22 protein-coding genes are annotated in these 19,658 nt (G+C 43.3%); 16 read left to right on the forward strand and 6 right to left on the reverse strand.

The genetic code is table 11. From position 1 onward, the window contains the following. Window positions 1-365: 365 nt before the first annotated feature. The 6 genes from DW917_RS06635 to DW917_RS06660 all read left to right on the forward strand — a co-directional run bounded on the left by DW917_RS06635 (window position 366) and on the right by DW917_RS06660 (window position 4,096). Entirely contained in the window at window positions 366-1,085 is a 720-nt protein-coding gene (locus tag DW917_RS06635) for a DUF6088 family protein (RefSeq protein WP_118117240.1), read from the forward strand. Further along, on the forward strand, window positions 1,082-2,059 hold the full coding sequence (locus DW917_RS06640; protein WP_118117241.1) for a nucleotidyl transferase AbiEii/AbiGii toxin family protein: 978 nt from the start codon (window positions 1,082-1,084) through the stop codon (window positions 2,057-2,059). The genes DW917_RS06635 and DW917_RS06640 overlap by 4 nt, the downstream gene beginning before the upstream one ends. 230 nt (window positions 2,060-2,289) lie before the next feature. After that, window positions 2,290-2,532 (forward strand): hypothetical protein, encoded by a 243-nt coding sequence (locus DW917_RS17185; protein ID WP_118117242.1) that lies wholly within the window; start codon window positions 2,290-2,292, stop codon window positions 2,530-2,532. A gap of 100 nt (window positions 2,533-2,632) precedes the next feature. Further along, window positions 2,633-3,115: a leucine-rich repeat protein gene (locus DW917_RS06650; RefSeq protein WP_118117243.1), complete on the forward strand. Its 483-nt coding sequence runs from the start codon at window positions 2,633-2,635 to the stop codon at window positions 3,113-3,115. A gap of 10 nt (window positions 3,116-3,125) precedes the next feature. Continuing rightward, window positions 3,126-3,662: a hypothetical protein gene (locus DW917_RS06655; RefSeq protein ID WP_147344130.1), complete on the forward strand. Its 537-nt coding sequence runs from the start codon at window positions 3,126-3,128 to the stop codon at window positions 3,660-3,662. Window positions 3,663-3,901: 239 nt separating this feature from the next. Then, on the forward strand, window positions 3,902-4,096 hold the full coding sequence (locus DW917_RS06660; RefSeq protein WP_118117245.1) for a hypothetical protein: 195 nt from the start codon (window positions 3,902-3,904) through the stop codon (window positions 4,094-4,096). Between the two features lie 226 nt (window positions 4,097-4,322). On the opposite strand, the gene murF is transcribed toward DW917_RS06660, so the two are convergent. Then, window positions 4,323-5,624, reverse strand: coding sequence for a UDP-N-acetylmuramoyl-tripeptide--D-alanyl-D-alanine ligase (murF, locus tag DW917_RS06665; protein WP_118117246.1), 1,302 nt, complete (start codon window positions 5,622-5,624; stop codon window positions 4,323-4,325). A gap of 122 nt (window positions 5,625-5,746) precedes the next feature. Between murF and folP the strand changes: the two genes are divergently transcribed. The 5 genes from folP to DW917_RS06690 all read left to right on the forward strand — a co-directional run bounded on the left by folP (window position 5,747) and on the right by DW917_RS06690 (window position 11,126). Further along, a complete protein-coding gene (folP, locus tag DW917_RS06670) occupies window positions 5,747-6,589 on the forward strand; it encodes a dihydropteroate synthase (RefSeq protein WP_118117247.1) in 843 nt (280 codons plus the stop codon). Window positions 6,590-6,595: 6 nt separating this feature from the next. After that, window positions 6,596-7,366, forward strand: coding sequence for a diadenylate cyclase CdaA (gene cdaA, locus DW917_RS06675; RefSeq protein ID WP_118117248.1), 771 nt, complete (start codon window positions 6,596-6,598; stop codon window positions 7,364-7,366). Between the two features lie 280 nt (window positions 7,367-7,646). Next, window positions 7,647-8,693 carry a phosphate acetyltransferase gene (pta, locus tag DW917_RS06680; protein ID WP_118117249.1) on the forward strand — a complete coding sequence of 349 codons (1,047 nt, stop codon included), beginning with the start codon at window positions 7,647-7,649 and terminating at the stop codon, window positions 8,691-8,693. A 32-nt stretch (window positions 8,694-8,725) separates the two neighbouring features. Beyond that, complete coding sequence (locus DW917_RS06685; RefSeq protein WP_118117250.1) at window positions 8,726-9,928, forward strand: acetate kinase; 1,203 nt, start codon at window positions 8,726-8,728, stop codon at window positions 9,926-9,928. Between the two features lie 151 nt (window positions 9,929-10,079). Further along, window positions 10,080-11,126, forward strand: coding sequence for a sugar kinase (locus DW917_RS06690; protein ID WP_118117251.1), 1,047 nt, complete (start codon window positions 10,080-10,082; stop codon window positions 11,124-11,126). A 35-nt stretch (window positions 11,127-11,161) separates the two neighbouring features. On the opposite strand, the gene DW917_RS06695 is transcribed toward DW917_RS06690, so the two are convergent. The 5 genes from DW917_RS06695 to efp form a co-directional block, all read right to left on the reverse strand. Further along, window positions 11,162-11,926, reverse strand: coding sequence for a UDP-2,3-diacylglucosamine diphosphatase (locus DW917_RS06695; protein WP_118117252.1), 765 nt, complete (start codon window positions 11,924-11,926; stop codon window positions 11,162-11,164). A 61-nt stretch (window positions 11,927-11,987) separates the two neighbouring features. Then, window positions 11,988-12,308: a metal-sulfur cluster assembly factor gene (locus tag DW917_RS06700; RefSeq protein WP_118117253.1), complete on the reverse strand. Its 321-nt coding sequence runs from the start codon at window positions 12,306-12,308 to the stop codon at window positions 11,988-11,990. A gap of 156 nt (window positions 12,309-12,464) precedes the next feature. Beyond that, entirely contained in the window at window positions 12,465-13,154 is a 690-nt protein-coding gene (gene radC, locus DW917_RS06705) for a DNA repair protein RadC (protein WP_118117254.1), read from the reverse strand. A gap of 35 nt (window positions 13,155-13,189) precedes the next feature. After that, window positions 13,190-14,248 carry a glycosyltransferase family 2 protein gene (locus tag DW917_RS06710; RefSeq protein ID WP_118117255.1) on the reverse strand — a complete coding sequence of 353 codons (1,059 nt, stop codon included), beginning with the start codon at window positions 14,246-14,248 and terminating at the stop codon, window positions 13,190-13,192. Window positions 14,249-14,298: 50 nt separating this feature from the next. Continuing rightward, the gene (efp, locus tag DW917_RS06715; protein WP_022121096.1) at window positions 14,299-14,865 is read right to left on the reverse strand and encodes an elongation factor P; all 567 of its coding nucleotides are present in this window, start codon (window positions 14,863-14,865) and stop codon (window positions 14,299-14,301) included. 215 nt (window positions 14,866-15,080) lie between these two features. On the opposite strand from efp, the gene rpmH reads away from it, so the two are divergent. The 5 genes from rpmH (at window position 15,081) to DW917_RS06740 (ending at window position 19,610) form a co-directional block, all read left to right on the forward strand. After that, on the forward strand, window positions 15,081-15,236 hold the full coding sequence (rpmH, locus tag DW917_RS06720) for a 50S ribosomal protein L34 (RefSeq protein ID WP_004351099.1): 156 nt from the start codon (window positions 15,081-15,083) through the stop codon (window positions 15,234-15,236). Between the two features lie 218 nt (window positions 15,237-15,454). Further along, on the forward strand, window positions 15,455-16,174 hold the full coding sequence (locus tag DW917_RS06725; RefSeq protein ID WP_118117256.1) for a PASTA domain-containing protein: 720 nt from the start codon (window positions 15,455-15,457) through the stop codon (window positions 16,172-16,174). A gap of 50 nt (window positions 16,175-16,224) precedes the next feature. Beyond that, on the forward strand, window positions 16,225-17,391 hold the full coding sequence (locus DW917_RS06730; protein ID WP_022111200.1) for an RluA family pseudouridine synthase: 1,167 nt from the start codon (window positions 16,225-16,227) through the stop codon (window positions 17,389-17,391). 62 nt (window positions 17,392-17,453) lie between these two features. After that, window positions 17,454-18,449 carry a D-alanine--D-alanine ligase gene (locus tag DW917_RS06735; RefSeq protein WP_118117257.1) on the forward strand — a complete coding sequence of 332 codons (996 nt, stop codon included), beginning with the start codon at window positions 17,454-17,456 and terminating at the stop codon, window positions 18,447-18,449. Between the two features lie 12 nt (window positions 18,450-18,461). Further along, on the forward strand, window positions 18,462-19,610 hold the full coding sequence (locus DW917_RS06740; RefSeq protein ID WP_118117258.1) for a 1-acyl-sn-glycerol-3-phosphate acyltransferase: 1,149 nt from the start codon (window positions 18,462-18,464) through the stop codon (window positions 19,608-19,610). Window positions 19,611-19,658 lie beyond the last annotated feature (48 nt).

Consider the following 19,658-nt stretch of genomic DNA (forward strand, 5'->3'; position numbering starts at 1 on the left):
GATGCGTTTTATAGTGGTCTAACGATGCGCTTTATTAGGTGTTAATGATGCGCATCGTTAAGGTACAATGATGCGCATCGTTAAGTTAGGTCGATTTTTTAATAAGTTATAGCTTATAAAAATAAGTGCAGAAAAGTGTATCGCAACTACATAAAACGGCACTAAATATAATGTAATATTCTTAGTTTGAGCGATGTTAAGTTTAGATAAAAGAAACTAATAAAATCGGCTGGCTAACAGCTTTTATGTGCAGAATTTGAGGTATATATTAGGCTATAATGGTTAAAGAAATATATAAAAGTCAAGTTTATGACGTAAAAAACAAGACTTTTTACTAAATTTGCAGTCGAATAAAGGAGATAAATATGGTAATAGCAAGCCTTATAAAGGAAAAATTGTCATTGACCCCTGCTGGGGTTGTGTTGACTACAAGAGACTTTGGGGTGGAGATGCGGTATCAGCCTGCACTCGCCAAAGCTCTCAACCGTCTTGTGCTCCAAGGTGAGTTGCAAAAGATAGCAAAGGGGAAATACTATATTCCGAAGAAGACTATTTTTGGAAATCTAAAGCCTGCGGATTCTGAACTAGTAAAGGACTTTTTGGAGCAAAATGGTAAGATTGTTGGCTACATTACAGGAACTACAGCATTTGCATCCATGGGGTTGACAACACAGATAAGTTCATCCATCCTTGTCGGCACAAATAAATATCGGAGACCTATCACAAGGAATGGTGTGAAAATATCTTTTTTGTTACAAGAGAATGCCATAACATCAAGCAATATTCCACTACTTAGAATATTGGATGCTTTGCGCCTTATAAAGGAGATTCCTGCTACTTCACCAGATGAATGTGTGACAAACATCCGCAAAGCAATAGTTGCTCTTTCAGAGGAACAAAAACAAGAGTTGATAGAGCTGTCTTTGGCATACACACCTTATGTAAGAGCTTTGCTCGGAGCCATCTATGAGAGTGTGGGACTTGTAACAGAAGTCATTAGTAAAACATTGAATGGAGTGACCAGCTACAAGTTGCCAATCTCTGACAAAGTATTATCAAATAAAAGAAACTGGAACATCATATGAGATTACATGAAAACTGGGAATTGTTCTCAGACGCATTGCAAGCAGCATCGCAACCTGTTGAGGATGGAGGACTTGGCATCAAGAGCATCTTCATAGAGAAAGACTATTGGATTTGTCGCTCGTTGTCATTGATGGCTGCGAACGACAATGATAACCGTGCCATATTCAAAGGAGGAACAAGTCTAACAAAAGCATATGGTATCGGTAGTAGATTCTCAGAAGACATCGATATTGCTATCTCTGAGGCATGGACGCTCAGCGGCAATCAATTGAAGATGCTGATCAAGAGAACTGCCAAAAGTATGACAGAAGGACTGCAGGAAATGAATATGCCAGGTTTTACGAGCAAAGGCTCTCACTATCACAAGGCATACTATTCTTATCCAAGAGCTATTGATACATTACAAGTAGGTGCAATCAAGGCAGGACAATTGCTTGTCGAAATCAATTCCTTTGCCAATCCATATCCTTTCCAGAAATGCAGACTGAAAAGTTTTTTGACAGAGTTTTTTCAAAAGACAGGCAACGAGAACTTGATAGAGGAATACGATATGCAACCTTTCGAGGTGAATGTTCTCGACAGGCGTAGAACATTGACAGAGAAATTGGTATCATTGTTGCGTTGTTCCTTGGCAGACAATTATATGCCTGAGTTAACAGCTAAGATACGTCATTTCTATGATTTACATTTCCTCTTGAATGATGCAGAGACACAGGACTATCTGAAAAGTGACGCATTCAAGTCGGATTTCTGCAACTTGTTTGCGCAAGACCAACAGAGATTTGATAAGCCCGAAGGATGGCAAAATAAAGACATCAAGGAATCTCCTATCATCAATGACCTACATAATGTATGGTCTGCATTAAGCAACGTCTATGCAAAAGAACTTCCTGATCTTGCCTATAAAGAGATACCGATGATTGAGAGTATTGAGAATAGTATGGAACAATTGATTTTGTATTTGACAATATAAACAGCCATGGCAAAGAAGTACTACTTCCTTGGCAAAGTTGTACTACTTCTCAATAATTAAAAGAAGGTGTTGAATGGAAATATTCTTGCTTTGGGTCGCCGTTGAATAGATTCTATGCTTTCCTACTCTTTTACCTTGAAAGAATGAAAAAAGTAGGGAAAGAGAAAAAAGTGAAATAAAAATAAACAACTTACGATATTTTTTAGTATTTTTGCCGTGTCAATAAGTAAATGATACTAACTATGAACATCGAGGACTTATCCATCTTTGGACTTTACTGCCAAAAGGAGAACAAAGCCACTGCTGCTTTGTTGCTGGTTTGGAAATTGGGGTGGGCAATTCTGCTCCGCTCGTTCATAAGTAGTTTTGTTTCTTTCGTCATATTACCGATTATCTTATTATTCAGATACCAGTTGAGGTGCAGGGAACCTGTGACTCAACAGGCATGGCGTGTAGTCATCATTTATTCTTAAAATGTGTGTCAAGTAAATTTGGAGGATAGCGGATGATTATGAAAATTATGGCAATTTTTGTCCAAAGTATATACTCAAATGACAAGTCAGAATTTGGTGTATGAGTAACGAAGAGAAAAATATAAAAGAGCAAAATGACATGGAGGCTATCAAAGAGATGGAGATGCAGCTACATGAGCAGTTCGCCTCTAACTATAACAATGGATTTAGTGCAACAATAACTCTATTCTGTACATTGTTGGCGGTGTTATATGGCTATGGGTATATATTCTTACTCCAAAGACTGTTGCTTGCTACGGTTATGATATTAAACTATGTGGTAGTCTATGCAGACAACATAGAGATTGATGGTATATGCTATTCTGTAAGGAGATTGGCTATAGAGACCTGTGATATAGCGGTAACAAATAAAGATGGCGGATATTCTGGTGATATTGTCATTCCTCAGACCATAAACTATGATGGCAAAGAACGTCAAGTAACATCGATAGATCATAGATGTTTTTCTGGTTGTAAAGAGTTGACGAGTGTAAAAATACCAGATGGAGTGACTTCTTTAAAGCAAGATTGCTTTCGTCTATAAACCATACAATATGAAAGCATTAATATCTTTTCTGACATTCATGATCAGCACAATTTGCTGCTATAGCCAGACCTCTATGACGGGTGCGCCGCGACAGTCTGCGGCGCAGCGTGCGACTTTTGATGATATCTTTAGCATTGGTGAGCTGATAAAGAGTGTGAAAGAGGGCAACGTTGGTATTAAGAAAATAGCGGAAAGGAGCGGCTATGCGTTTCGAGGTCGCTATCACGACCCTGAGTTGAACGACTTCTATTATGAGGATGTCTACTATAAGAATTGTATGGTGGCGTCAGACGGCAGTCCGATTAAATATGGTAAGGGTAACTCTTCTGTGCTGATAGCAGGAAGCGTTGGTTTCGGACCTTTCGTCTCGATTCGTGTCTACAACAAACGTGCCTATAACTATATAAAATCGGAACTAAGGAACAAGTTCCATTTCAAAATCGCAGAGGTCGATGGCAAGTGGGCAACGCTGAAGAAAGGTAATGTGATTGTTGACGTCTCCGTGGATGGCAATGCCTATGGTTTCACCTTTTACATCAAATAGACGTTGTATGATTCCTGAAAAAACAAGAGAATATCCATGCTTTTTAAAAGCAAGTCAATAACTAAAAACATCAAACAATGAAAAAACTAATTTTATTCGCATTTTGCGCCCTTATGAGCGTATGTGCATTTGCTCAGAGCAAGATGAGTTGGGAAGTGCAAGCGGGTTTGAACATCTCGAAGATCAACAGCTCCTTGTATAGTTCAAAAGCGGGTTTTCATGTAGGTGTCAGAGGGTAGATGGATCTGCCGTCGCTGTTCGACGGAGCGTATGCTAACGCTGGCGCTTTCCTGTCGTTGAAAGGTGCCTCAATAGATTTTGGCGATTTGGCGGATGGCAAAAGTAACGCCTATTATCTGGAGGCTATACCGTATATCGTGGTACAGAACATGAAGTGGATTTGGATGCTGCTGGCATCTATATCATCAAGGTGAAAGGAAAGACGCTGAAGTTTAGTGTGAAGTAAAACGGAAACTTGCATCCGTATGGATGCTTAAAAAAAACAGACAAAGGCGGTGCTCCGAGTGAAATCGGAACATCGCCTTTATTCTTGGGGCTTACCCCACTTTCATTTTTCCCTGCCCAAGGAAAAAATCTCCTTGCCCACGTAGAAATTATGCTTTGGGCAGGAAATAATTTTTGGGGGCGTATTCTAAATCCTTATAATAATTCTGGAAGCTGAAATAACTTGACACTATTGCTTCCCTTGATGAGGATGTAATGGTCGTGAGGCTGTGCTTCCTTGATGGCAGCCTTTACCTCTTCTACATCATGGAACTTGCGGTAACTGCAAGGGATATCCTTGAACTCATCACCTACCAGCCAGACATTCTCCAAACCGGCAGCCTGTAGTTGGTCAACTACCTTCTGATGTTCCTCGTGACTTACTTCTCCAAGCTCGCCCATCTGGCCTAAGATAGCCATCTTTTGAGGTACATCCATCACGCGGAAATTCTCGATGGCGGCAGCCATACTGGATGGGTTGGCATTGTAGGCATCTACCACCAGCTTATTGTGCGCCGTCTCTTCCAACTGTGAACGGTTATTGCTTGGAATGTAATTTTCCAAAGCGTGGTCTATCTGCTGAGGCTTCACATCGAAATGAAGACCGATGGTGATGGCGGCAAGCATGTTGTCGATATTGTAAGAGCCGATGAGATGAGTCTGAACCTCATGCCAGTCGAAACTCTCGGAGCGCCAGCGGAACTTCAGGAAAGGAGCGCAGGAGATAACCTCTCCCCAAACATCGCAGTTCTCATCTTTGCCGTAGGTGATGAGGCGGTTGATATTGCGCTGGTCTGCCATCTCCATCAAGTGTTCGTTGTCGGCATTGATGAATACCAAAGCATCGTTGGCCGCAAGGAAGTCGTAAAGTTCGCCCTTGGTCTTCTTTACTCCCTCAAAACTGCCGAAACCTTGCAGGTGGGCACGCCCCACATTGGTAATCATGCCGCAGGTAGGTTCCACGTAATCCACGAGTTTCTGGATGTCGCCAGGATGGGAGGCACCCATTTCTACAACAGCAATTTCATTTTCCGGATTGAGGCGGAAGAGCGTCTTAGGAACACCGACATCATTATTAAAATTGCCCTGTGTAAACATCACGTTGTATTTCTCATCGAGCACGGCAGAAACCAATTCCTTGGTTGTGGTCTTGCCGTTGGTACCGGTGATACCTATAACAGGAATGTCGAAGTGGCGACGGTGCTCACGGGCGAGTTCCTTGAAGGTGGTGAGGCAATCTTCTACGAGGATATAGCGCTCATCGCCCTCCTTGGCATACTCCTTTTCGTCAATAATCACATAGGCACAGCCTTTCTCCAAAGCCATGTCGGCAAACTTGTTGCCATCAAACGATGCGCCCTTCAAAGCCAGGAAGATACTGCCCTCTGGACAGTCGCGGCTATCGGTGGTAATCACCGGGTGCGCTTGGTAAATCTGATAGAGTTCTGAAATTTCCATAGTCTATAACTATTGTTTTGAGTGCAAAAGTACTTTAAATCGTGGAAATATCAAACAATTTTCTTAAAAAAAGCGAGTTATCTCGAATATTCTTTCTATTTTTGCAAGAAAATAGTTGATAAATGGAATATACAATCAATATAAAGGGACGATTGATGGATCTGAATACTCCTCAGGTGATGGGTATTCTGAATGTAACACCCGACAGTTTTTACTCTGGTAGTAGAAAACAGACTGAGGAGGAAATTGCCAACAGAGCCAACCAAATCATTGCTGAAGGTGGAAGCATCATCGATATCGGGGCTTTCTCTACCCGTCCGGGTGCTGATGAAGTTTCGGAAGAGGAGGAGGGAAGACGACTGAAGTTCGCTCTCGACATCGTTCGTCGTGAACAACCGGATGCTGCGATCTCTGTAGATACTTATCGCCCAACCTTGGCACGCAAGTGTATAGAAGAGTGGGGGGCTGATATCATCAATGATGTATCGGAAGGTGGTATCACGGGCATTGCCAATGTTCCGCTTGAGCAGCGTCATGAGGAATATCCGGAGATGTTCCGGTTGGTTGGTGAACTGAAGGTACCTTATATATTAATGTCTGTGCAGCCTACACTTGCCGGAATGATGAAGGGCTTTGCCAAGGAAGTGCAGCAATTGCGTGATCTTGGTGCCAAGGATATCATTCTGGATCCGGGGTTCGGTTTCGGCAAGAATCTCATTCAGAATTATCAGATATACAATGAGATGGAAAAGCTGAATGTGCTGGAACTGCCTGTGCTGGTGGGTATCTCCCGTAAGAGCATGATCTATAAACTGTTGGGTGGTGATGCTACCACTTCTCTCAATGGAACTTCGGTGCTTGATACCATTGCTCTGATGAAGGGTGCCAAGATACTGCGTGTCCATGATGTGAAGGAGGCTGTCGAGGCTGTAAGGATTGTAGATGCCATGATGGATAAAGATTAAGTTGAAATGATAGAATTCGGTATAAAAGATGCTTTAGACATCCTGCTGGTAGCTTCACTGCTATTCTATGTCTATCGCTTGATGAAGGAGTCCCGCTCCCTCAACATATTTGTGGGCATCATGCTCTTTGTGCTTATCTGGCTTTTCGTGAGTCAGGTGTTGGAAATGCGTCTCCTGGGTTCGATCTTGGATAAGTTGGTGAGCGTGGGAGTCATTGCGCTGATTGTTATCTTCCAGGAAGATATCCGCCGTTTCCTTTATGAGATAGGTTCGCAGAAGGGGATGAGGCGATTGGTGCGCTTCTTCCATTCCAACAAGGATAGTCAGCGGGAGGCGGATAAGGAAACCATCATGCCTATCGTGATGGCCTGTATGAGCATGGCAAAGAAATATGTGGGCGCCCTGATCGTTATCGAGCGGGGAGTTCCGCTGAAGGATATCATGGATACGGGAGAGGAGATAGATGCTAAGATTAACCAGCGGTTGATAGAGAACATCTTTTTCAAGAACTCGCCTCTGCATGATGGTGCGATGGTGATAAGCAACAAGCGAATCATGTCGGCAGGTTGTATCCTCCCAGTGAGTCATAATCTGGATATTCCTAAAGAATTAGGTCTCCGTCACCGTGCAGCCTTGGGTATTTCGCAGAGTAGTGATGCCATTGCCGTCATCGTATCGGAAGAGACGGGAAGAATTAGTGTGGCTATCAAGGGTGAGTTTAAACTGAGACTTTCTGCAGAGGAGTTGGAGAGTATATTGACGCAGGAAATTATATAGAAGAGCGTAGATCGAAGAGTGAAGGATTCAAGAAAAAAGCATATGAATTCTTCACTTTTCACTCTTCGTTCTTCACTTTTTTCACTCCGTAAACCTTTACAAATAGTAATATCTCTGATTTTAGCTTTTTTTACACAATAATATTTAGCTTATATCAAACTTTTTATGTACTTTTGCAAAGTCGATGTGGCAAACAAACGGGTTTATGCCTGAATGTGATGCCTCATCTTGGACAAATCTACTTAGCAAACAACAAAAATTAAATAAATAAAAAAGTAAAATGGATTTATTACAGCAAATTGTAGCTCGCGCTAAAGCTGATAAGCAGCGCATCGTGCTCCCTGAAGCAGAAGAGGAGCGTACATTGAAAGCAGCCGATAAAGTTTTGGCTGATGATCTCGCAGACATCATCCTCATCGGTAACCCTGCCAATATTAAGAATCTCGCAGCACAGTGGGGTCTTAACAACATCGACAAGGCTACTATCGTTGATCCACAAAACAACCCTAAGACTGAGGAATATGCTGAGAAGCTCGCTGAACTTCGTAAGAAGAAGGGCATGACAGTAGAGCAGGCTCGTGAACTTGTAACTAAGAACAACCTCTACCTCGGTTGTATGATTATCAAGACTGAGGGTGCTGATGGTCAGATCTCAGGTGCATTGAGCACAACTGGTGATACGCTCCGTCCAGCTCTTCAGATTATCAAGTGTACTCCAGGTATCACTTGCGTAAGTGGTGCTATGTTGCTCATCTCTGATCAGAAGCAGTACGGTCAGGATGGCGTAGTGGTAATGGGTGACGTTGCTGTAACTCCAAACCCTACAGCAGACCAGCTTGCTCAGATTGCCTATACTACAGCTCATACAGCTCAGTCTGTAGCAGGTATTAAGGATCCTCAGATTGCTATGTTGAGCTTCTCTACAAAGGGTAGTGCTAAGGATGCTATCAATAAGGAGACTGGTAAGAGCGTATATATCATCGACAAGGTGACAGACGCAGTAGCAATCGCTAAGGAGAAGTTCCCAGAGCTTCATCTCGATGGTGAGCTTCAGGCCGATGCAGCTCTTGTTCCTGAGGTAGCTGCCAAGAAGGCTCCAGGTTCTGACATAGCTGGTAAGGCTAATGTATTGGTAGTTCCTAACCTTGAGGTGGGTAACATCGGTTACAAGCTCGTTCAGCGTTTGGGTGGTGCCATCGCTATCGGCCCTATCCTTCAGGGTATCGCTCGTCCTGTAAACGACCTCTCTCGTGGTTGCTCTATAGATGATATCTACTACATGGTAGCTATCACCGCTTGCCAGGCACAGGATGCTAAGAAGGCTTAATTCAACATTTAACATTTAACATTTACATTATTATGAAAGTATTGGTTCTGAACTGTGGTAGTTCATCTATCAAGTACAAGTTATATAATATGGACGATGAGTCTGTATTGGCACAGGGTGGTGTAGAGCGTATCGGTCTTGATAACGCATTCATCAAGGTGAAATTGCCTAATGGCGAGAAGAAGCAGATTATGCACGATATGCCTGACCACAAGGAAGGTGTGAACTTCGTGTTCAAGTGCTTGCTCGATCCAGAAATCGGCGCTATCAAGGACTTGAAGGAAATCGACGCTGTAGGACACCGTGTCGTACAGGGTGGTGATAAGTTCAAGGAGAGCGTTATTGTTGATCAGAGCGTTGAGGATGGTATCGAGGAACTTTGCGACCTTGCTCCTGTTCACAACGCTGGCCACCTGAAGGGTATCCGTGCCGTTGACTCTTTGATGCCAGGCACTCCTCAGGTTTGCGTATTCGACAACGCATTCCACAGCACAATGCCAGACTACGCTTACCTCTATGCAATTCCTTATGAGTTGTATGAGAAGTACCACGTACGCCGTTATGGTTTCCACGGAACATCTCACCGCTATGTTTCTAAGCGTGTTTGCGAGATTCTCGGTCTTGACCAGAACAACTCTAAGATCATCACTTGCCACATCGGTAACGGTGGCTCTGTAGCTGCTGTATTGAATGGTAAGGTATTGGATACTTCAATGGGCTTGACTCCATTGGCTGGTTTGATGATGGGTTCACGTTGTGGTGACATCGATGCTTCTGCTGTTACTTATCTGATGGAGAAGTTGAACATGAAGCCACAGGAGATGGCTGACTTCCTGAACAAGAAGAGTGGTGTGCTCGGTATTACAGGTATTTCTTCTGATATGCGTGACATCGAGAACGCTGCCAACGAGGGTAATGAGAAGGCTCAGTTGGCTCTCCGTATGTACGAATATCGCATCAAGAAGTATATCGGTGCTTACACAGCAGCTATGGGTGGTGTTGATGCTATCGTATTTACTGCAGGTGTAGGTGAGAACCAGACCGGCCTCCGTGAGGAATCTTGCAAGAACCTGGAGTATCTTGGCATCAAGATCAATAAGGAAGTAAATGACAAGGTTCGTGGTGAGGAAGCTATCATCTCTACTGACGACAGTAAGGTGAAGGTAGTAGTAGTTCCTACAGACGAGGAAATCGTTATTGCTCGCGATACTATGGATTTGGTTGCTAATAAGTAATCATCCTATATATAATAAGGTGAAGCTTTTCTGCAACGATAGAAATGCTTCACCTTAATTCTTTTACTATAACACTTAGACTTTGTCTTTGTGAAACAAGCAATACTCATCAGCTATATTATTACTATGTATTAATCTCAATGATAAAAAGATGAAAACAAAGATTGTAACTTTCGGAGAAATTTTGCTTAGAATTTCTAAGCCTGGTTATCAACGTTTATTCCAGGGCCGTCGCATGGAAGGCAATTATGGAGGCAGTGAGGCGAATGCCGCTATCTCACTGGCTTATTTGGGAAACAACGTAGAATATGTCACCCGTGTGCCTTATGGGGAAATGGGAGAGGCTGCGCTGATGCATCTCAGAGAGTATGGTCTGAATGTTTCGCATGTGGTACGTGGCGGAGAACGTCTGGGTACTTATTATTTTGAGGAAGCCGTGGCGATGCGTAATTCCCGCGTGATTTATGACCGCAAGAATTCTTCTTTTTATTCATTGAAAAGGAATATGGTGAAATGGGATAAGGTTTTGGCTGATGCGGCTGTATTCCACTGCTCTGGTATTACTTGTGCCATCAGCCGTGATGCGATGGAATCTACCATGGATGCCATCAAATTGGCGGTATCGGATGGCTTGACCATTGTCTGCGATATCAACTACCGTAAGAATCTTTGGGGATACGGATTGGAACCTCATGATGTGCTCTTCCAGATGATGCAATACAGCGATATTATCTTTGGCGACCAGAATGAGTGGGAGGTTGCCAGCGGTGTACCTCATATTCCTTTTGAGGCTTTGGATGAAAACTATGAGATAGATAAGGAGGCTTATCTGGAGTATTTCCGCAAGATGCACAAGCTCTTCCCTAAGTGTAAGAAAATGGTGATGGCAGTACGCAATCAGATTGCCAGCAGTCATCATACCCTGAGTGGTTTGCTTTACGATTCTCAGGAAGACAAACTCTATACTACCAGAATCTACGATATTCAGCCTATCATTGACCCGATGGGTGTAGGAGATGCTTTTGTGGCAGCCTATATACATGCTCATCAGAAATGGGGCGATGAAAATCAATATTGTCTGGACTTCTCCTTGTCGGCAAGTGCTATCAAGAATACCATTCCAGGTGACCAGAACCTGGTGTCGGAAGAGGAGATTATCCATAATATGACTTCTTCAGGAGGAAGAATACAGCGATAACAATAAAGGGCAGCTTCATGGGCTGCCCTTTATTGTTATGGTTGGCTTTCGCCTTCCACGTATTCTTCCATAAACATGTGTTCTCCATCGAATACGGCATAAGTAAACTGCCAGATCCAATCTCCTAAAATCATCATGCGGGTTTTCTTGCTGAGCATGAGATCCAGTTCGATGTGGCGATGGCCAAACATGAAGTAGTCGATGTTCTTGTGCCCTTGCATATACTGTTTGGCAAAACGGACGAGGAATTCCTTCTTTTCGCCCATGTATGGTTCTTCTTTTCCATCAGCCCGTTTAAGTCTGCTATGCTTTGCCCAGTTCAGTCCCAATGCCATTCCCCATCGTGGATGGATGGCATTCAGCAGGCGTTGGCAGGTAGGGTTGTGGAACATGGATTTCAATAATTTAAACTTCTTGTCAGGATCTCCAAGTCCGTCACCATGAGCCAGGAAAAATACCTTGTCGTAAATTTCTACGGTCTGAGGTTTGTAATGCACGATGACCCCACATTCCTGCTCCAGATAGCCGTATGTCCAGAGGTCATGATTGCCCGTGAAGAAATGTACTTCTACTCCCATATCGGTCAACTCAGAGAGTTTTCCCAAAAAGCGGGTGTACCCTTTGGGTACCACATATTTGTATTCGTTCCAGAAGTCAAACATATCGCCTAAAAGATATATGGCAGAGGCTTTTGTCTTGATGCTGTCCAGAAAGCGTACCAGACGGCGTTCCTGCATGCGGGCATGCGGTATGGCTAACGAACCCAGATGTGCATCTGAAAGGAAATATACATTTTTCATAAGCGAAACTTTTTAAGTGAAGAGTGAAGAATGAAGAGTGAAGAATTCAACGGCTTTGTCTTTATTCGAAGCCAAGTTCTACGCGAGCTTCCTCGCTCATCATACTCTGATCCCAGGCAGGTTCAAAAACAAGGTTGACGTTTGTTGAATTGACGCCATCTACGCTGTCCACCTTGGTGCGCACATCTTCCAGAATGAAGTCGGCAGCAGGGCATGATGGGGCTGTAAATGTCATGTCAATATCTACATTGCCATCGTCTTTGACATCTATCTTGTAGATCATTCCCAATTCCCAGATATTCACAGGAATTTCAGGGTCGTAAACGGTTTTGAGTACATCTACGATTTTCTCTTCTATTTTTGTTTTTTCTTCTTGAGTCATAAATGCTTTATTCTTTTTGTGAAGGAGCACACGAAATGCTACCTGTATGATTATTGTTTATATTTTGCAAAGGTAGCATAAAATACAGAGAAAACAAAATAAAAGGTGATTTATTTTCGCTCTTTGTGCTGATATTTTCTTGAGAAATGCTGATATTTACAGTTTCCCTTTGTCATGATAAGAGTAGAAGGCTCCATCCGTGATGATGACATGGTCCATGAAGAAAATGCGCATAATCTGACAGGCCTTGTTGATCTGGTTGGTCAGCAGATCATCGTTTTTGCTTGGAATAGGATTGTTGCTGGGATGGTTGTGACAGATAGCCAAGATGGTGGCATTATTGAGGAACACTTCTTTCATGATGAGGCGGACATCTATGGCTGTTTCTGTGATACCGCCATGAGAGATGCGTTCTGCCTTAATGAGTTTGAAGTTCTGGTTCATCAGGAGAATCCAACCTTCTTCCACATCGAGATCTTGCATACGGGGGAGCATGTAGTTGTAGATAGCCAATGATGAGCCTAAGTCGGGACGTACTCCAATTTTGTCAAGAGCACGGCGCTTGCCAAGTTCGCAAGCTGCTTGTAAAGTGATGGCTTTGGCAGGTCCCATACCTTTGTATTGCTGTAGTTCCTGTAGGTTCATCTTGCCGAGTGTATTGAGGTTGTTGTCGCAATTGTTGAGAATACGTTTCATCAGTTCTACGGCACTTTCGTCTCTGGAACCAGAACCGATAAGGATGGCGCATAGTTCTGCATTTGACAATGCACTGGGACCTAAACTTTCGAGTTTCTCGCGAGGCTGGTCTTCTGAAGCCCACTTCGCTATGGATAGTTTTTCGCTCATATTTGTTGATTTTGAAAAGTTTTCGCAGGAATTCTTTATTTGTAGAAGGTCTTGTTGTAAGCGCTGAATTCGCTCTTGCCCAAGATGCATCTCTTCCACCATGCAGACAGGAATCCGCAACCATAGCCCATCAGTTGGGTAAACGCAGCTCGGATACTCAGTATGCCAATCTTCAAACTCTGATTCTGTTTGGTACTGTCGATAACTAACGCTACGATATAGAGTAGAATCAAGAATAAGCCGATGCAACCCAATGCTGCCATGGCATTGCCAAGTACTGGAAAAATGTGCTCTGTGCCCAACAGGTATGGTAAGAAACCAAAGAACAGGAGTAACAGCGTGCCTATGACGCCAACGGTAAAGGCCATTGGAAGTAAATGCACGAGCTTGAGGCTCTCTGGATATTTCTTGTAGAGGTTGATGCGGGCAATACCGCTATTATAGACCTGACGCCAGAATTTACGGAAATCAGTACGACGCTTGTGCCATACCCATGCTTCAGGGAAGAGGCGGCAACGGCAACCTGCTTTGAATATACGGATAGAAAAATCTATATCCTCTCCGAAACGCATGGCAGAAAAACCATTCAATCTGAGATAAACATCCTTGCGGATACCCATATTGAATGAACGGGGATAGAATTTATCCATCTTCTTTTTGCCGCCACGGATACCACCGGTGGTGAAAAAAGATGTCATGGAGTAAGATATAGCTTTTTGGGTATCTGTAAATGATGAATGCGCCTTGTCAGGACCGCCGAATGCATCAGCAGGCTCACGGCTCAATTCATCATTTACAGCTTTGAGATAATTTTCAGGAAGGACTACGTCGCTGTCAAGTATCAACAGATACTCGCCTGATGCTCTCTCAGCACCATAGTTGCGACTTTGTCCTGGACCAGAGTTCTCCTTGAAGAAATACTGAATATCCATCTTGTCTTTGTACGCATCACAAACCTCCTTGCAAGGAATCTTAGAGCCGTCTTCAACGATGATGACCTCGAAGTCCTTGACGGTCTGGTGTGTCAAACTCTCAAGTAGTTCGCTCACCTCATCAGGGCGATTGAATACAGGGACAATGATGGAATATTTCATATATGATTCAAGTTTAGTTGATTAGAACTCTGATAGGAACAGGCGAGGAATTACTCGCTTACACGACCGAGGTAGCTACCGTCACGAGTATCGATCTGGATAGTCTCACCTTCGTTTACGAACAAAGGAACGCGAACCTCAGCACCAGTCTCCAAAGTAGCAGGCTTAGTAGCGTTGGTAGCAGTGTTACCCTTAACACCTGGCTCAGAGTGAGTAATCTTCAAAGTAGTCTTAACAGGCATTTCTGCCAAGAGGATAGTACCATCAGTTGTATCAGTTACAACCTCTACTACATCACCTTCCTTCATGTACTGACCACCAGTAACGTTCTCCTTAGCGATAGGCACCTGCTCGAAAGTCTCCTGATTCATAAAGATGCAACCAGTAGCATCCTCGTAGAGATACTGATAAGGGCGGCGCTCAACGCGAACATCCTCCAACTTGAAACCTACCTGGAAAGTACGCTCCAAAACACGGCCGTCAGCCACGTTCTTCAACTTGGTGTTCATGACAGTATTACCCTTACCTGGCTTTCTGTGCTGAAAGTCAATACAAACCCAAACTTTGCCATCCATGCGGATGCAAGTACCAATCTTAATTTCCTGTGAATTAATCATTTTGTTTATCTTGAATTATATTATATTTCTGTAAAACGGTGCAAAGTTACGGTAAAATCACGAAAAACCCAAGCAATTATCGAAAAAAACATAAATATTTAAGCTAATTTTTGCAGTTTTCTTGGTTATTTCAGAAATAATGCGTAATTTTGCAGCCCGAAAGGTGTGTTATGCCCTCTTTTTTGGAATATTAATTAAAAAAATAATAAAGAAAAATGAAAAGAACATTTCAGCCTCACAATCGTCGTCGCGTGAACAAGCATGGTTTCCGTGAGCGTATGGCAACAAAGAATGGTCGTCGTGTATTGGCTTCTCGCCGTGCTCATGGCCGTAAGAAGTTAACTGTGTCTGACGAGCACCACGGAAAATAATATTCGTTGGGCTTCAGAATTAACGATGACATTGAAAGCAGCAGGGATAACTCCTATGCTGCTTTTTGTGTTTATAGACCTTTAGGTGTTTTGCCTCTTTTTGTTTTAGGTCTCTTTTGTATTTATAGCCTTCTTCTCAACAATAAATTGAAAAAATCATTTTTTTATTTTGTATTGTCTTCGATTTATACTATCTTTGCAGACAAAAATGAAATAGAATGACTTCATCTGAATTTTTTAATAAGTTTAAGAGCAAGTATCTCTGGGGCAATCTCTTCGCTATGGGAGTGGTTGTCGCACTGCTTTGTGTGGGCGTTAAGTTCGGTATTGAACTCTATACTCATCATGGTGAGGCTATTCTGATTCCGGATATCCGGTATAAGAGTTTCGCTGACGCTGAGCGTATCCTTGATGATGCCGGACTTCAGATTGAAGTGACGGATACGGGATATGTGCGCAATCTTCCTCCTGACTGTATCTTGGAACAATCTCCTGTTTCTGGAGAAAGGGTAAAGGCTGGACGAGTGATTTATGTGACTATCAACTCTGATCACACACCTACCTTGACCATCCCTGATGTGATTGACAACAGTTCTCTGCGAGAGGCTATGGCTAAGTTGACAGCCATGGGCTTCAAGTTGGGTGCTCCTCAGTATATACCTGGTGAGGAAGACTGGGTTTATGGTATCCTGGTCAAGGGAAAGCATGTGGTTGCTGGTGATAAGGTGTCCATTGATGCGATTCTTACGGTACAGGTGGGAAATGGTCAGCGTGATGCTGCTGATTCCGTCAACTATGTTGATCCTAAGTATGAACAGGAAGAGTTTGAGGAGGAGGTTCAAGAGTCGGGAGATGCTGACAATTTTGAGGTCGTTCCTGGCACGGAAAACACTGATCCTTCGACTCCTTCACATTCACATAACGAAGTGGTAGAATAGGTAAGTGATGAATGAAGAAAGATATGTGAAGAATTCAATTGTACGAACGAATGAGATTTTTAGATTATATATATAATAAGGTATATGCTCCAGTGGAGAATGATTTCGGTTTTGATGATGCTGGAGATGTTGATGGGCTTGATGAAGAGTTGGATGATGAGCTTCAGCCTATCGGCGAGTCGTCCTCGTCGGATGGTGAACTCTATGAGCACTGGAAGGTGCAGGTGGATGCTAATCAGGATCCGGTGAGAATTGATAAATACCTGGCTGATAAAATGGCATACCAGAGCCGTAATCGTATTCAGCAGGCTGCTGATGCCGGTTTTATCCATGTCAACGGGAAACCTGTAAAGAGTAATTATAAGGTTCGCCCGAATGATATGATCACGTTGATGATGGACCGTCCAAGACATGAGACCAGCATCAAACCAGAGGAGATTGACATCAATGTGGTTTATGAAGATGACCAGTTGATGGTCGTAAATAAAGAGGCTGGTATGGTAGTGCATCCTGGCGCTGGTAATTTCCATGGTACGCTGATTCAGGCTGTAGCCTGGCATCTGAGAGATATGCCGGAATTTGATGCCAACGATCCGGAAGTGGGACTGGTGCATCGTATTGATAAGGATACGTCCGGCTTGCTCGTTGTAGCAAAGACTCCTGGTGCCAAGACCTCTTTGGGAAAGCAGTTTTTCAATAAGACCACCCATCGCAGATACAATGCTTTGGTATGGGGAAATATCGTTGAGGACGAAGGTCGTATCGAGGGGAACATCGGAAGAGATCCCAAGAATCGTCTTCGTATGAAGGTGTTCGATCCGGATAGTGGTATCGGTAAAAGTGCGGTAACGCATTATCGGGTATTGGAGCGCTTTGGATATACCACGCTTGTGGAGTGTGTGCTGGAGACAGGTAGAACCCATCAGATTCGTGCTCACATGAAGCATATCGGTCATCCGCTCTTTATGGACGAGACGTATGGTGGTGCAGAAATATTGAGAGGACAGAGAAGTAGCAGTTACAAGGCTTTTATACAAAATTGTTTCAAACTCTGCCCAAGACAGGCACTCCATGCCAAGACACTTGGCTTTGTGCATCCTACTACCCAACAGCAGATGGATTTCGATAGCGAGTGGCCTGATGACTTCCGCAAACTCATAGAGAAGTGGAGAGGATTCATCGCAGGAACCACACAAGATACGTTCCAGACTAAGTGATGATTCTATAGGTCAAAAGTGACAGATAAAAAAGATTCTAATTCATTAAATATAAATAAGAGATGGAAAATAACAAAAGAACGATAGCCATCGTCTGCGGTGGTGATTCTTCTGAGCACGACGTATCATTGCGCTCAGGTCAGGGTTTGTACTCTTTCTTTGATAAAGAGCGCTATAACATATATATAGTCGATGTCAAGGGCACCGACTGGCATGTAGCCTTTGATAATGGTGATACTGCCGAAATTGACAAGAATGATTTCTCTTTTGTCAAGGATGGACAGCGCAAGTATTTTGATTATGCGTATATTACGATTCATGGTCAGCCTGGTGAGAATGGTGTAATGCAGGGCTATTTCGACCTGATTCATTTGCCTTATTCTACAAGTGGTGTTCTTGTAGAGGCTATGACTTTTGATAAGTATGTACTCAACAATTATCTTCGTGGATTTGGTATCAATGTAGCTGATAGCATCTTGCTCCGCCGTGGTGAGGAGTATGATGATGAGGCTATAGCCAAGCGCATCGGTATGCCTTGCTTTGTAAAGCCTGCTGCTGACGGCAGTAGCTTTGGTGTGAGCAAGGTGAAGAATGCTGACCAGCTGGCTCCAGCCCTCCGTGTGGCTTTCATGGAGGCTGAGGAAGCTATGATAGAGGGATTCATGGATGGTGTTGAAATTTCTCAGGGTATATACAAGACTGCCGACAAGTGTGTGGTTTTGCCTGCTACTGAAGTGGTGACCAGCAATGAATTCTTCGATTATGATGCCAAGTACAATGGACAGGTACAGGAAATTACTCCTGCTCGTCTTTCTCCTGAAACTGCAGCAGAAGTGGCTAAGACTACTTCCCGCATCTATGATATCCTTCATGCTAATGGTATTATCCGTATTGATTATATCATCACCAAGGATGAGAACGGTAAGGATAAGGTGAACATGCTGGAAATCAATACGACACCGGGTATGACCGTTACAAGTTTCATTCCGCAGCAGGTTCGTGCCGCAGGACTTGATATCAAGGATGTGCTCAGTGACATTGTAGAGAATCAATTTTAAAAGCTTTACATCATGAAAATCCCTCAAGAATTTGATACCATTAGACCTTGGGAGCCGGAAGACCTCCCGGAGGTATTTGATCGTTTGCTGGCAAACGACCAGTTCAAGCAAGTGTTGGCATACCTGTATCCACAGGTACCATTGGAAATGATTGCCCAAAAGTTGAAGGCTTGTAAGACAAATCTTGATTTCCAGCTGGCTTTCGCTTATGACTTCGTTCTTGGCATATTGAAGAAGGCGACTACGGGCTGCGAGATGGACTGTTCGTCACTCGACAATACCCGCAACTATACCTTCATCAGTAATCATCGTGATATCGTGCTCGATTCTGCTATCCTCGATGTCATGCTGATAGAAAACAAGTTCAAAACGACTTGCGAGATAGCCATCGGCGATAATCTCCTGTCTCTTCCATGGGTCAAGGATCTGGTACGTGTCAACAAGGCATTCATCGTAGAGCGTGCCTTGAGTATGCGTCAGATGTTGATGTCCAGTAAGCGTCTTTCCGACTATATGCACTTTGCTATCAAGGAGAAAAATGAGAATATCTGGATTGCCCAGCGTGAAGGTCGTGCCAAGGATAGCAATGACCGTACCCAGAAATCAATTCTCCAGATGATGTCTATGGGTGGTGAGGGAAGTATTATAGAACGATTGAAGCAGTTGCATCTGGTTCCTCTGTCTATCAGTTATGAGTATGACCCATGCGATTTTCTGAAGGCAAAGGAATTCCAGCAGAAGCGTGATCATGCGGAGTGGAAAAAGGGACCTACTGATGATCTGGTAAGTATGCAGACTGGTATCTTCGGTTATAAGGGACACGTACATTATCATGCTGCCCCATGTCTTGATGAGTATCTTGATTCTCTGGATCCGGATATGCCAAAGCAGGATATATATAATAAGGTAGCTGCTTATATTGACCAGCAGATACATCGTAATTACCGTTTGTATCCTGGAAATTATGTGGCTCTCGATATGCTGGAGGAAACGGAGGCTTATACCGATCAATATACTGCTGAAGACAAAGCAAAATTTGAAAAGTATATCCAGGGTCAACTTGCAAAAATTGACCTTCCTAATAAGGATGAGGTCTACTTGAAAGAGCGTCTGTTGACGATGTATGCTAATCCTGTACGTAATAACCTTGCTGCTCAATAAGCAGCAAGGTTATTTTTTTAGAATACCTCTGGTTTCACTTCGAAGCCA

The sequence above is a fragment of the Prevotella sp. AM42-24 genome (genome assembly GCF_003461825.1).
Classification (GTDB): Bacteria; Bacteroidota; Bacteroidia; order Bacteroidales; family Bacteroidaceae; genus Prevotella; species Prevotella hominis.